Source organism: Mesorhizobium koreense, from assembly GCF_031656215.1.
In the GTDB taxonomy this organism is placed as follows: domain Bacteria; phylum Pseudomonadota; class Alphaproteobacteria; order Rhizobiales; family Rhizobiaceae; genus Mesorhizobium_L; species Mesorhizobium_L koreense.
Genome location: NZ_CP134228.1, coordinates 3,347,687 through 3,359,450, shown reverse-complemented (window position 1 = coordinate 3,359,450; position 11,764 = coordinate 3,347,687). Strand labels below are relative to the sequence as shown.

Below are 11,764 nucleotides of genomic sequence, written 5' to 3'. Positions count from 1 at the left end.
AGCGCGGCCTCACATCAACCATGGAGACGCAGGAAATGATCTTTCACGTATCGATCGACGCGGACGATCCGCGACATGTGGCCGAGGTGCTCGCGGAACTTTGGGGTGGGAAGGCGGTGCCTTTTCCTCCGGTCTTGAAGGGAAGCTGGGTTGCGCTGGCGGGCGACGACCGTAACACCACGGTCGAAATCTACCCGCGTGGCGCCGAACTCTTCGAGACGGAGGGCGACGCCGATGCGCATGGCGTTGTCGGCTCGCCGGATCGCCGCTCAGCCACGCATTTCGCAATGGCGACCGCACTGCCGGCCGAACGGGTGTTCGAGATCGCCAAGCGTGAGGGCTGGCCGGTCAAGTATCGCAAGCGCGCCGGTGTGTTCGGAGTCATCGAGCTTTGGGTGGAGGGCTGTCGATTGATCGAATTGCTGACGCCCGAGATGCAGGCCGAGTATACCGGTCCGACCACCAGGGCGCTTCAGAGTGCTTTCGGGGCGAGAATGGCAGCACCGGCCGCCTGAGCGGCGCTGCTCACTCGGCGAAGGCGGAGCGCAGCACCTCGAACGGTGCGAGCGCACCGCGCACCCGCACGACGGCCGAAGCCACGCGATGGGCGCGCATGACGGCCGTCTCCGGCTCATCGCCGAGGAGGCGGGCGGCAAGATAGGAGCCGTTGAAGCTGTCGCCGGCCGCTGTCGTGTCGATTGCCTCGGTCGGCACCGCCGGCAGCAGCCTGCCGCCATCCTTGCCGAAGAGTAGCGCCGGCTCCGCGCCATCCTTCACCACGATCTCGCCGATGCCGGCGGCCTCCATCCGCCTAGCCGTGGCCTCCATGGACGCGTCGCCGTAGAGCCCCCGCTCGTCCGGAAAGGTGGGCAGCGCGATATCGCTCAGCGTCAACGCTTCGGCGAAGGCTTCGCGCGCGGCTGATTCCGATGACCACAGGCGTGGTCGATAGTTCGGATCGAAAGCTATCAGCGTGCCGGTCGCGCGCGCCTTCTTCAGCGCGTCGAACAGGGTGATAAGCGCGTCCGGTTCAAGGATTGCCAGCGTTATTCCGGAGAAATAGGCAAGCGCGCGGCCGGTGAGGCTTTCGGCGAGCGCGGCGGGATCGTTGGCAAGCTGCCTCGCGGCCGCGTCCGAGCGCCAATAGGTGAATGAGCGCTCCGCGCCTGAGAGCGTGATTGCATAGAGGCCCGGCCGCGCGCCGGCGATGACCGGGCTTTTCGCCGTCCCGATGTCATGCTCGGCCATGAAGCCGCGCTGGCGGGTCGAAAATGGATCGTCGCCGAACGCGCTGACATAGTCCGTCGTCGCATTCTCCGGCAGCAGTGCTCGCATCGTCCAGAGCGTGTTGAACGTGTCACCGGCGAACCCCATGCGCCAGGCGTCGCCGCCGCTGCCGGAAAGCTCCAGCATGCATTCGCCGATCGACGCAACGCTCAGACCCATTCAAGAACCTCCCGTTCAACAAACTCCCATTTGGGGCGGATTCGCTCTACACTTTCAGCCGTCGCATGACCATGCCACGACTGCGGGATTCGCACAGTGCGATGATGGGGAGCCGAAGATGAGCAGACGCGTCCTGATCGTACTTGTGGCTGCGGTGATCGTCGCAATCGCAGGCTGGCAACTGGCGATGCGTGTATTCATGGCCGCGCCCGACGACCTTGATCTCTCTCTCTCCAAGAAGAGCGCAACCGGGCTTTACGCCGTTTCACTGACGCCGGAACAAGCGCCGATCCGGGAAGGCGTGCTCCAATCCTTCCTGCTGACGGTAAAGACGGCGGATGGAAAGCCGGCGGACGTTTTAAGGATCGAGATCGCCGGCGGCATGCCCCGGCATGGCCATGGCCTGCCGACCGAGCCGCACGTGACTGCCGCTCTTGGCGACGGAAAACACCGTATCGAGGGTTTCAAATTCACCATGTCGGGCTGGTGGCAGCTCAGATTCACCATCGATGCGCCGCCTGGCAGGGACGAGGCGGACTTCAACATCGTTCTGTAGCCGTGAAACGCTGGTTTCCTCTCGCTGTTATCCTTGTCGCCGTTCTCGGCTTCTTTGCGCTTTTCCGTCATGGCGAGGGCAGCTTCACCGAGGCCGAGAAGAAGACGATCGCCTCGCTGGCGCTGACGGCGCTGCCGAAACCACCGCCGGACCCGAGCAACCGCTACGCCGACGATCCGGCGGCCGCCGCTCTTGGCGCGACGCTTTTCTTCGACGTGCGGATGAGCGGCCAGGGCAATGTTTCCTGTTCCACCTGCCACCAGTTGGAACATCAGTTCCAGGATGGCCTGCCGCGCGGGCATGGGCTCGCTGACACCGATCGCCGCACCATGCCGCTTTCGGGCGTCGCCTATAATTCCTGGTTCTTCTGGGATGGCCACCGCGACAGCCTTTGGGCGCAGGCCATCACGCCGATGGAGGAGCCGCGCGAGCATGGCGGAGATCGCGCCTTCTATGCGCATTTCATGAAGCGGGAATATGGCGAGCGCTACCAGCGCATCTTCGGGCCGCTGCCCGACCTTTCAGCGGTACCGGAGCATGCGAGCCCGCTCGGTCGCCCCGCCGAACAGGCGGCATGGAAGGCGATGACGGGGGAACAGCGGGATGGTGTCAATCGTGTGTTCGCAAATATCGGGAAGGCGATCGAAGCGTTCGAGCGTTCGATCATGCCGGAGAAGACACGCTTCGACCGCTTCGCCGCTGCGCTTGCGGTCGGCGCGGTCCCGGACAAGGACGCGGCCTTTTCCGAGTTGGAGGTCGAAGGGCTGAAGCTCTTCATCGGCAGCGCCAATTGTTCGACCTGCCATAATGGCCCGCGCTTCACCGACGGCCAGTTCCACAATACAGGCGTGGCGCCGGTGCCGTCGCTGCCGCCCGATCACGGCCGCGCCGAAGGCGTCAAGCTGGTCGCGGCCGATCCGTTCAACTGCCTCGGCCGGTACAGTGATGCCAGGCCGGAAGATTGCGGCGAGCTTCGTTTCATGGCCAAGAGTGGAAAAGGGCTGGAGCGCGCCTTCAAGGTGCCCTCCCTGCGCGGTGTGGCGGGGCGCCCACCCTACATGCATGCCGGCCAGATCGCCACGTTGGAGGAGGCGATCGCGCATTACGCCAATGCGCCGACCGAGCCTACGAACGGTTCGGAACTCCACGCAATCACGCTCACCGATCGTGGCCGAATGGCTTTGGCGGCCTTCCTGAAAACGCTTGGCGACTAGCTGCGGATCGGGATCAGGGCACGGATTTTCGGGTCGCGCAGATAGAGCCCGCCCCAGATCATCAGGCCGAGATAGACGCCGAAGAGCGTGTGCGTGAACAATGGGTTGCCGATCCTTAGATGCGTCTCGATAGCGCCGCCCATATAGGCGGTGAGCAGGATGGCGCCGAACACCGACGTGCGCGGGATGGCGTACAAGATTGTCGAGGCGAGCGTCAGCACGCCAAGCAGGCGCGCGAAGCCGACCGTTGCGGGAATGTCGATCTGGGCGGCGGTGTCGGTCACGATCTTGAGCGGCACCAGCTTCATCCCCCCGTCCACAAACAGGAAAAGAATGACGAGACCGCTCAGAACACGGCCTGTCCATAGCGCGCGGTCCGAGGTTTCCCCGGTTGCGATTTGCGGTTCCATGACGTCCCTCCTTGGATGCGGCAGGCCAGCGGTCGGTCTTCAGTTCAAGGACGTATGGGGACGATGCGAGCCGACAGCAGCCGCTACAGGAGTGTTCAGGAAGCCGCCTTCGTCGGTTTTGACGCCGCGGCGCCATCTTTCTGCAGCCGATCGAGCTGCAGGCGGATATGCGCGGCCTCGGCGGGTGTGTTGGCAAGCGAGATCGCCTTGCCGAATGCCTCGCAGGCTTCGCGCCCATGCCCGCCCTGCATGAGGAGCGCGCCGCGCACGCCGTGAAAATAGAAGTAGCCGTCGAGCTTCTCCGCCAGCGGTTCGATCATGACGAGTGCTGTTGCGGGTCCATGCAGTTTCGAGATCGCAACGGCCCGGTTGAGCGTCACCACGGGCGAGGGGCGCATCTTTTCAAGCGCCGCGTAGAGCTGGTCGATCTCCGCCCAGTCCGTCTCTTCGGCCGTCGCAGCGCGTGCGTGGAGGGCCGCGACCGCCGCCTGGATCTGATAGGGGCCGGGCTGCCGATGCCGCACCGCCTTGTCGATCAGCGCCAGCCCTTCGGCGATCATCGGCCGGTTCCACAGCGACCGGTCCTGGTCCTCGAGAAGCACGATCTGGCCCTGGGCATCGAAGCGCGCGGCAGAACGGGAATGCTGCAGAAGAAGAAGCGCTGTCAGTCCCATGATCTCCGGATCGGTCGGAAACAGGCGCAACAAAAGTCGTGCCAGCCGGATCGCTTCCTCCGAGAGCGGCGCGCGCATCCCCGTCGTTTCGCCGTTTGCCGAATAGCCCTCGTTGAAGACAAGGTAGATCATGGCTGCGACTTGTCTGACGCGTTCCGCCCGTTCGGGCGCGCCCGGCGCTTCGAACGGCACGTCGGCCTTGGCAATGCGCGTCTTGGCGCGGGTGATGCGCTGCTCCATCGCGCTTTCGCCGACAAGGAAGGCGCGCGCAATCTGCTTTACCGACAGGCCGGAAACGATCCGCAGCGCGAGCGCGATCTGTTGCGTGGCCGGAAGCTCAGGGTGGCAGCAGATGAAGAGCAGCCTCAGAACGTCGTCGCGATAGTCGGCGTTATCGAGCCGCTCTACAATATCGGATTCCCGGTCACCCAGATCGGAAAGCTTTTCTTCGTCAGGCAGTTCGGTCTGTTTGCTCAGGCGTCTCACCTGGTCGATACCGCTGTTGCGGCCGACAAAGATCAGCCACGCTGTCGGGTCGCGCGGCGGGCCGTTCTTCGGCCAATTCTTCAGCGCGCGCAGGCAGGCCTCCTGGAACGCCTCCTCCGCCGTATCGAGATCACGGAAATAACGCAGAAGCGCGGCCACGGCCTGCGGCCGGGCGGCGGAGAGTGCGGCGTCTATCCAGCGTATGTCGGTCATTTATGATCCAGCGGCCTTTATTCGGCTTGGGCGATAGGTCCTGACGGGACGGATTTCGTAGCTGCCGGGGCTCAGATTGGCCTTGGCGAGATCGCGGGCGAAGTCGAGTGCTTCATCCAGCGTGTCGCAATCGACCATGTAGAAACCGAGCAACTGCTCCTTGGTCTCCGCGAAAGGTCCGTCGATGACGATCGGCTCCTCGCGCCCCTTGCGTAGCGTCGTGGCCGACGTCGTCGGCAAAAGCCGCGCCACCGGCCCCATCCGGTTCCTTGCCGCTACCTTGTCCTGCACGACGGCGAGACGCGCCATGCAGACATCGTCCTCTTCCTTGGTCCAGGCGCCGACGGCATTCTCGTCATTATAGCAGAGCACGGCGTAGAGCATGGGGGCTTCCTTCCTTTCCATGACGAATGACGCGAAATCGCGCCGACACCGGCAGGCACGATTATTTCGGTAATCGGAGTTTTTTCGACCGCCCGCAAGCCGACGAGGGGAGGTCCGTATCAGATCCAGCGGCGCACGCGCTTGCAATAGTCGCGGTATTTCTTGCCGAAGCGCTGTTCGAGATGCGGTTCCTCGTACTCGATGGCAAGCTTCTGTGTGAGAAACGCCGCGACTATGGCGAGGATGATGAACCAGAGCATGCCGGCCGCAAGACCGAGCCCGATCATGAAAAGCGTGTTGCCGAGATAGATCGGGTTGCGCGACATCGCATAGGGGCCGTTCTGCACGAGATGGGCGGCCGGCCGGTCCAGCCGGATCGACGTCTTCGCCTTGTGCATCGTATGGATCGCCATTATCACCATCGCCACGGCCGCGATGGCCAGCACGATGCCGGCGACGAAGAACATGCCGTCAAGGGGCTCGCCGATCCAGGGCAGGGGGAGCCACCACGAAAGCAGGACACTCGCCAGGATTGCCGCCACGTAGAAGACCGGCGGCCAGGGGAAGTGGATCGGACCGCTCTCGACCACGCTCATTGATTGCCACCTTCACTGCCTTGCCGCTGCAGGTCCTCGTCCGTCTGCTCGGAGCATTGCAGCGCCAGTGACTGAAGCTTGTCGTGCATCGCCTCGTCCTCCCTCTTCGAGAACAGAGCGCCGAGTTGGCCCCCTACCTCCAGACGATCCAGCATACAGCTACAATAGCGTGTGCAGAACTCCTTGTCGCGGTTGTCGGCGCATCGCTCCTCGCAGGCGGCGGTGAAACGTGCCTCGGGCGGGATGGTCGGGGCGGGCAGGATTTGCGAATAGAGCCAGACGGAGCCGAACAGGATCGGCTGGTGAAGCAGATAGACCGCCAGGCTGTGACGTCCGGCAAAGGTGAACGGCCGCGCCCAGCCTCCCGGCGTCCACCCGGCCAGCGCGTCGAAGATGCCATAGCGCAGCGCAAGCTTCGCGCATGCAATGCCGATAAGCACCGGCGCGAACCACGGGAAGACCGGCACGTAATCGTTGGAATGCGGATCGAACGGCGACAAGCCTACCCACCACAGCGCCGGATGATCGAAAAAGGGCGAGCGCAGATAAAGGGGCGCCGCGATGATCCCGGCCGCGATCACGAGCGACACGATGGCCGGCACGCGCAGGAAGAGGAGTCCGATGAGGCTCGCAAGCGCGATCTCGTGCAGGATACCGAAGAAGATGAAGGCGTCCGGCGTGGCGAAGAAGGTGACGAGCGTGATCGCCGCCGCCGCAATCGCGATCATGGCGAAGCGCTTCCAGAAAGCGGGCCAGCGGATGCCGTTGCGATTGGCGAGAACCAGGCTGATGCCGACAAGGAACAGGAAGCTCGACGCTATGCAGCGGGCAAACAGCCGCCAGTCGCCATTCTCGGTCAAGCCCGGCGTGGCATAGCCGAAATGTTCGAGGTCCCAGGTAAAATGGTAGATCGCCATGGCAACCAGGGCCAGGGCGCGCGCGATGTCGATCGCTTCGATGCGACGGGACGGCCGGGCGGGGAGGGGCTCTTGCATCGGGCGCCTTTCGGGGTACATGCGTTGTTTGCAGGGCTTTGATAGCCGGTGCAAGCTCGGTCACCGGTCTTCAGGAGAGAATCACATGCACAACATCGCCGCCAATGGCGCCGACATTCCGGCGCTCGGTCTCGGCACCTGGACGCTGAAGGGCGCCGAATGCACGGAGATGGTCGCCGAGGCGCTGAAGCTCGGCTATCGTCATGTCGATACCGCCACCGCCTACGACAATGAGGAGGCGGTTGGCGCGGGTATCCGTACGTCCGGTGTTGCGCGCGGCGACATCTTCCTCACCACCAAGATCTGGCATACCGACCTTGCACCGGGCGATTTCCGCCGCTCGACCGAATCCAGCTTGAAGCGGCTCGGTGTCGACCATGTCGACCTGCTTCTCATCCACTGGCCGAACCCCGAGGTTCCGCTTGCCGATACGGTGGGCGCGCTGAACGAAGCGCGCGCAAACGGGCTCACGCGCCATATCGGCGTCTCGAATTTCCCGACCGCGCTTCTCGCCGAGGCGACCCGGCTTTCCCATGCGCCGCTCGTCGTCGATCAGGTCGAGTACCATCCCTATCTTGGCCAGTCGAAGGTTCATGCCGCCTGCCGTGCCGCCGGCATGGCGATGGTTTCCTACTGCCCGTTGCATCGAGGCGGCGATCTTCTTTCCGAGAAGGCAGTTCTCGATGCCGCGAAGGCGCATGGCCGGACGCCGGGGCAAATCGTGCTGCGCTGGCACGTCCAACAGGAAGGCGTCGTAGCCATCCCGCGCACGACGAAGAAGGCGCGGCTCAAGGAAAATCTCGATATTTTCGATTTTGCCCTGTCGGACGCCGAGATGAAGGCAATTTCCGCCCTCGCGCGCCCCGGCAGCCGGCTCTGCGATTTCCGCTTTTCGCCGAAGTGGGATTGAGAGGAAGTATCTCCGCTCCAATCTGTCTTGTGCGTCCTTCGAGGCTCGCTCCGCTCGCACCTCAGGATGAGGGAGGTAGGTGCAACTTTCGGCACCAAATTCCGAGAGACCGGAGGCGTGATATGCTCGTTGCAACGTCTCGGGGGCCAGGGGATGACGCCTACAGATCGTCCTCATCCTGAGGTGCGAGCGGAGCGGGCCTCGAAGGACGCACGGCCGGCCAACCCGCCGCTTCGCTTTCCCGCTTGTCGGCGTCGGTTTCGTGCTATCCGAATCGTCGAATGAGTGCGCAGCTTCCGGGGCGGTCATTCCCCGGATTCCCATGGCAACGCAGGTACAGCACCCGATCTGGCTTCCGGCTGTGCCGCGGCGGGGAGCGCGTACCTTCGCTGCCCTCTACGCCGTCGAATCCTTCGCCCGTGCCTCGATCTCCAGCGTCATACCTATCCAGGCCTACGACCTTCTGCATAACGAGCAGGAAGTATCGCTTCTCTATACGCTGGTGGCGCTGCTCGGCCTTTCGGTGACGCTGTCCATGCCACTCCTGATCGAGCGGTTCGCGCGACGCTGGGTCTATACGGCAGGGGCGTCGGGTCTCATCATCGGCTCGGCGTTCCTGGTCACGCAGTCGCTGCCTGGCCAGATGCTCGGCATGCTGTTCCGCGTCATGGGGGCGAGCGCGCTTTCCATTACGCTCAACCTCTACATCATGGATTACATCCGCAAGCAGGAGTTCATGCAGTCGGAATCGCTGCGCATGGCGTGGTCGACGCTCGCATGGACCTGCGGCCCGTTCCTCGGCGTCTATCTCTATACGCGCTTCGGCCTTTTTGCCGCGCATGGCGTGGTGGCGCTGTTCGCAACGATCCTGCTGGCGCTGTTCTGGCATTTCCGGCTTGGCGACAACGAGCTCATCCGGCCGGGCAGGATCCAGCCGCAGAATCCGCTGAAAAATATCGGCCGTTTCGTCAGACAGCCGCGGCTGAGGCTCGCCTGGGTGATTGCCTTCGGGCGCTCGTGCTTCTGGTCGACCTTCTTCGTCTATGTCCCGATCCTCATGGTGGCGACGGGGGAAGGCAAGCTGATCGGCGGCCTGTTCGTCTCGGCGGGCAATCTGCTGCTCTTCTTTGCACTCTTCTGGGGGCGTGCTGGGCAGCGCTTCGGTGCGCGCCGCGTTATCGCCTTCGCTTTCATGATGCTGGCGCTTTTTCTTTTCGCGGCGGCCGCCGCAGGCGAGGCGCATCCGCTTTTGGCCGGCGTGTTTCTGCTTTGCTGCGCGCTGTTCGTGATCGCTGTCGACGCGCTCGGCTCCACCGTCTATATGCGCGCAGTGCGTATGCGCGAGCGCCCGCAAATGACGGCGGTCTACCGCACCTATATCGACCTGTCGGACCTGACGCCGCCACTCGTCTATTCGATCGTGCTCGCCTTCAGCGGGCTTGGCGGTGTGTTCGCCGCGCTCGGTGTCTTCATATCGGTCTGCTGCTGGCTTACCTGGCGCTATGTGCCGAGGGCGATGTAGCAAAGCCGGTGCCGATTTCCTTGATCAGCCCGGCCAGTTGGCCAAGCGTTTCGATGCGCCGGAAGCGGGGCTCTTCCTCGGGCTCCGGCACATGCTCCAGAACCCATGTCAATTCGTGCGGAACATAGACGCCCCATGCGCCGGCCCTGATTGCCGGCACGACGTCGGATTTCAGCGAGTTGCCGACCATCATGCTCTTGCCTGCGCCGTCGGCATGGCGCGCAAAGATTGCCTCGTAAGTGGCGGGGTTCTTGTCGCTGACGATCTCGACCGCGTCGAACAGATCGCCGAGGCCGGAGGCGGCGAGCTTGCGCTCCTGGTCGAAGAGGTCGCCCTTGGTGATGAGGATCAGCCGGTAGTCTCCGGCCAGCCGCTCCAGCGTTGCCCGCGCTTCCGGCAGGGTCTCGACCGGATGCGTCAGCATGGCCCGGCCGGTTTCGAGGATGTCGGCGATCACGGTGGCCGGCACCTTGCCGTCTGTGACTTCCACAGCCGTCTCGATCATGGAGAGGGTAAAACCTTTGATGCCGAAGCCGTAATGGGCAAGATTCCGCTTCTCCGCGTCGAGCAGACGCGCGGTCAGATGGTCGCGCTCGGCATAGTCCTTCAGGAGTTCGGCAAATCGTTCTTCGGTCAGCCGGAAGAACTGCTCGTTCTGCCAGAGCGTGTCGTCCGCGTCGAAGCCGATGGCGGTAAGGGAGGCCATGCGCGCTTATCGCGCGCGAAGGCCGCGCCGGCAAGTGCGCCTACGCCGGGTGGCCATGGATCGCCAACTCCGCAAGGTCCATGCAGATGGCCAGGAAGACGCCCGTTCCCGTCATCGCCGCTCCGATGAAGAATTGCTTGTTCGCTTTCTCGAATATGTGCCGCTTCAACGATTCTATTCCCAGGAGCATCCAGAGCGCGCGGAATTGAATGACGATGCCGGCGATGAGAGCGAGGACGGGTGGTGCATCCCAAAGGCGCCAGGGCAGGGGATTGGCACCCCATTGGGCGAGGAAGCCAAGGGAGAAGGATAGCACGATGCCGGATACGGTCAGTGTGCCGTTGCGGAAAAGTGTTTCGACAAGTTGCTCCTTGTCGTGATCGAGATCCATGCGCTGCCTCCCATGAACATGCGAGCCCACGCCTCGTCGCACTATTGGCGACCGCCCGATTAGAACGACGCCTTTCGGCGATTTGCAACGTGAATCGTATTTCGCCCCGGTGTCGACCGGGATGACGCCGCGGGGAGAACCGTCATTCCGGTTTTTCGATGCGAACTCTTCATCGACCCCTTGAAAAAAACCTTCGACAAAATTCAATCCAGTGTCGGATCGGGTTACACTCCTTCGTCCTCCGGGTGTTCCATCCATTCAAGAGGGATAAACGACCATGCCGAACACCGTACGCCTGCACCGTGTCCTGGCGACCAGCCCGGAGAAGGTCTATCGCGCGTTCATCGAGGCGGATGCGCTTGCGAAGTGGCTTCCGCCAAACGGCTTCACTTGCACAGTGCATCACTTCGAGGCCAAGGTGGGCGGCACGTTCAGGATGTCGTTCCGCAACTTCACGACCGGTAACGGCCATTCCTTCGGCGGCGAATATGTCGAACTCGTTCCGAACGAACGCCTGCGCTACACGGATAAATTCGACGATCCCAATTTGCCTGGCGAGATGCAGGTGACGGTCGCGCTAAAGAAGGTGTCGTGCGGCACGGAGGTGAACATCGAGCAGGCAGGAGTGCCGGACGTGATCCCGCTCGAGGCATGTTACCTCGGCTGGCAGGAATCGCTGCGCAATCTCGCCAGGCTCGTCGAGCCGGAGATAAACGATTAGCGCGTCTGGCAGGACGCCGCGCCGAAGGGCTCAGAGCGCCTTGACGGCGTCCAGCACCTCTTCGGCGTGGCCGGGCACCTTTACCTTGCGCCAGACGCGGACGACCTTACCGTCCGCGCCGATCAGGAAGGTGGTGCGCTCGACGCCCATATATTTGCGTCCGTACATACTCTTTTCGGTCCAGACGCCGTAGGCTTCCAGCACCTTCTTGTCCTCATCGGAGACGAGTTCGACCGCGAGCCCATGCTTCGATTTGAACTTGTCGTGGCTCTTGACGCTATCGGGCGACATGCCGATCACGGCGGCGCCGGCTTTCTCGAATTGCGGTTTCAGGCCCGAAAAAGCGATCGCCTCGGCGGTGCAGCCGCTGGTGTCGTCCTTGGGATAGAAATAGAGGACGACCGGCTTGCCCCTGTAGGAGGAAAGGCTGAGCGTGCCGCCGCCGTCCTGCGGCAATTCGAACGCCGGTGCGATGCCACCAACAGCGATTTCAGCCATATCAATGCCCTTCTTGAACGTTACGCGAGTGGCGGACGGTTC

At 63.1% G+C, this 11,764-nt stretch carries 15 protein-coding genes; 6 read left to right on the top strand and 9 right to left on the bottom strand.

Going from position 1 to position 11,764, the window contains the following annotated elements; translation table 11 throughout:
* Window positions 1-35 precede the first annotated feature (35 nt).
* The gene (locus RBH77_RS16020) at window positions 36-515 is read left to right on the top strand and encodes a hypothetical protein (protein WP_311028586.1); all 480 of its coding nucleotides are present in this window, start codon (window positions 36-38) and stop codon (window positions 513-515) included.
* 10 nt (window positions 516-525) lie between these two features.
* Here the strand turns inward: RBH77_RS16020 and RBH77_RS16015 are convergent, their stop codons facing one another.
* The gene (locus RBH77_RS16015) at window positions 526-1,446 is read right to left on the bottom strand and encodes a sugar kinase (RefSeq protein ID WP_311028585.1); all 921 of its coding nucleotides are present in this window, start codon (window positions 1,444-1,446) and stop codon (window positions 526-528) included.
* A gap of 118 nt (window positions 1,447-1,564) precedes the next feature.
* Between RBH77_RS16015 and RBH77_RS16010 the strand changes: the two genes are divergently transcribed.
* A complete protein-coding gene (locus RBH77_RS16010) occupies window positions 1,565-2,002 on the top strand; it encodes a FixH family protein (RefSeq protein WP_311028584.1) in 438 nt (145 codons plus the stop codon).
* 2 nt (window positions 2,003-2,004) lie between these two features.
* Window positions 2,005-3,216, top strand: a complete 1,212-nt coding sequence (locus RBH77_RS16005; RefSeq protein WP_311028583.1) for a cytochrome-c peroxidase — start codon at window positions 2,005-2,007, stop codon at window positions 3,214-3,216.
* Here RBH77_RS16005 and RBH77_RS16000 read toward each other — a convergent pair.
* From RBH77_RS16000 to RBH77_RS15980, 5 genes are all read right to left on the bottom strand, one after another.
* Window positions 3,213-3,626, bottom strand: a complete 414-nt coding sequence (locus RBH77_RS16000; RefSeq protein ID WP_311028582.1) for a DoxX family protein — start codon at window positions 3,624-3,626, stop codon at window positions 3,213-3,215. The genes RBH77_RS16005 and RBH77_RS16000 overlap by 4 nt on opposite strands.
* Before the next feature lie 95 nt (window positions 3,627-3,721).
* Window positions 3,722-4,999 (bottom strand): RNA polymerase sigma factor, encoded by a 1,278-nt coding sequence (locus RBH77_RS15995; RefSeq protein WP_311028581.1) that lies wholly within the window; start codon window positions 4,997-4,999, stop codon window positions 3,722-3,724.
* Complete coding sequence (locus tag RBH77_RS15990) at window positions 5,000-5,383, bottom strand: YciI family protein (RefSeq protein WP_311028580.1); 384 nt, start codon at window positions 5,381-5,383, stop codon at window positions 5,000-5,002.
* Window positions 5,384-5,502: 119 nt separating this feature from the next.
* Window positions 5,503-5,979, bottom strand: a complete 477-nt coding sequence (locus RBH77_RS15985) for a methyltransferase family protein (protein WP_311028579.1) — start codon at window positions 5,977-5,979, stop codon at window positions 5,503-5,505.
* Window positions 5,976-6,974 (bottom strand): heparan-alpha-glucosaminide N-acetyltransferase, encoded by a 999-nt coding sequence (locus RBH77_RS15980; protein ID WP_311028578.1) that lies wholly within the window; start codon window positions 6,972-6,974, stop codon window positions 5,976-5,978. The genes RBH77_RS15985 and RBH77_RS15980 overlap by 4 nt, the downstream gene beginning before the upstream one ends.
* 85 nt (window positions 6,975-7,059) lie before the next feature.
* Between RBH77_RS15980 and RBH77_RS15975 the strand changes: the two genes are divergently transcribed.
* Complete coding sequence (locus RBH77_RS15975; protein WP_311028577.1) at window positions 7,060-7,884, top strand: aldo/keto reductase; 825 nt, start codon at window positions 7,060-7,062, stop codon at window positions 7,882-7,884.
* A 322-nt stretch (window positions 7,885-8,206) separates the two neighbouring features.
* A complete protein-coding gene (locus RBH77_RS15970) occupies window positions 8,207-9,406 on the top strand; it encodes an MFS transporter (RefSeq protein ID WP_311028576.1) in 1,200 nt (399 codons plus the stop codon).
* Here the strand turns inward: RBH77_RS15970 and RBH77_RS15965 are convergent.
* Both RBH77_RS15965 and RBH77_RS15960 read right to left on the bottom strand, forming a co-directional pair.
* Window positions 9,375-10,112 (bottom strand): HAD family hydrolase, encoded by a 738-nt coding sequence (locus RBH77_RS15965; protein ID WP_311028575.1) that lies wholly within the window; start codon window positions 10,110-10,112, stop codon window positions 9,375-9,377. The two genes, RBH77_RS15970 and RBH77_RS15965, sit on opposite strands and share 32 nt — an antisense overlap.
* A gap of 40 nt (window positions 10,113-10,152) precedes the next feature.
* The gene (locus RBH77_RS15960) at window positions 10,153-10,503 is read right to left on the bottom strand and encodes a hypothetical protein (protein WP_311028574.1); all 351 of its coding nucleotides are present in this window, start codon (window positions 10,501-10,503) and stop codon (window positions 10,153-10,155) included.
* A 277-nt stretch (window positions 10,504-10,780) separates the two neighbouring features.
* Here RBH77_RS15960 and RBH77_RS15955 point away from each other — a divergent pair, with 277 nt between their 5' ends.
* Window positions 10,781-11,224, top strand: coding sequence for an SRPBCC family protein (locus tag RBH77_RS15955; RefSeq protein ID WP_311028573.1), 444 nt, complete (start codon window positions 10,781-10,783; stop codon window positions 11,222-11,224).
* A gap of 30 nt (window positions 11,225-11,254) precedes the next feature.
* Here the strand turns inward: RBH77_RS15955 and bcp are convergent, their stop codons facing one another.
* Window positions 11,255-11,722 (bottom strand): thioredoxin-dependent thiol peroxidase, encoded by a 468-nt coding sequence (gene bcp, locus RBH77_RS15950; protein ID WP_311028572.1) that lies wholly within the window; start codon window positions 11,720-11,722, stop codon window positions 11,255-11,257.
* Window positions 11,723-11,764 lie beyond the last annotated feature (42 nt).

Excerpts from the sequence above, each read along its gene's own strand:
- RBH77_RS16020 (WP_311028586.1), top strand. The coding sequence starts at position 36 with ATGATCTTTCACGTATCGATCGACGCGGACGATCCGCGACATGTGGCC.
- RBH77_RS16015 (WP_311028585.1), bottom strand. The coding sequence starts at position 1,446 with ATGGGTCTGAGCGTTGCGTCGATCGGCGAATGCATGCTGGAGCTTTCC.
- RBH77_RS16010 (WP_311028584.1), top strand. The coding sequence starts at position 1,565 with ATGAGCAGACGCGTCCTGATCGTACTTGTGGCTGCGGTGATCGTCGCA.
- RBH77_RS16000 (WP_311028582.1), bottom strand. The coding sequence starts at position 3,626 with ATGGAACCGCAAATCGCAACCGGGGAAACCTCGGACCGCGCGCTATGG.
- RBH77_RS15995 (WP_311028581.1), bottom strand. The coding sequence starts at position 4,999 with ATGACCGACATACGCTGGATAGACGCCGCACTCTCCGCCGCCCGGCCG.
- RBH77_RS15990 (WP_311028580.1), bottom strand. The coding sequence starts at position 5,383 with ATGCTCTACGCCGTGCTCTGCTATAATGACGAGAATGCCGTCGGCGCC.
- RBH77_RS15985 (WP_311028579.1), bottom strand. The coding sequence starts at position 5,979 with ATGAGCGTGGTCGAGAGCGGTCCGATCCACTTCCCCTGGCCGCCGGTC.
- RBH77_RS15980 (WP_311028578.1), bottom strand. The coding sequence starts at position 6,974 with ATGCAAGAGCCCCTCCCCGCCCGGCCGTCCCGTCGCATCGAAGCGATC.
- RBH77_RS15975 (WP_311028577.1), top strand. The coding sequence starts at position 7,060 with ATGCACAACATCGCCGCCAATGGCGCCGACATTCCGGCGCTCGGTCTC.
- RBH77_RS15970 (WP_311028576.1), top strand. The coding sequence starts at position 8,207 with ATGGCAACGCAGGTACAGCACCCGATCTGGCTTCCGGCTGTGCCGCGG.
- RBH77_RS15965 (WP_311028575.1), bottom strand. The coding sequence starts at position 10,112 with ATGGCCTCCCTTACCGCCATCGGCTTCGACGCGGACGACACGCTCTGG.
- RBH77_RS15960 (WP_311028574.1), bottom strand. The coding sequence starts at position 10,503 with ATGGATCTCGATCACGACAAGGAGCAACTTGTCGAAACACTTTTCCGC.
- RBH77_RS15955 (WP_311028573.1), top strand. The coding sequence starts at position 10,781 with ATGCCGAACACCGTACGCCTGCACCGTGTCCTGGCGACCAGCCCGGAG.
- bcp (WP_311028572.1), bottom strand. The coding sequence starts at position 11,722 with ATGGCTGAAATCGCTGTTGGTGGCATCGCACCGGCGTTCGAATTGCCG.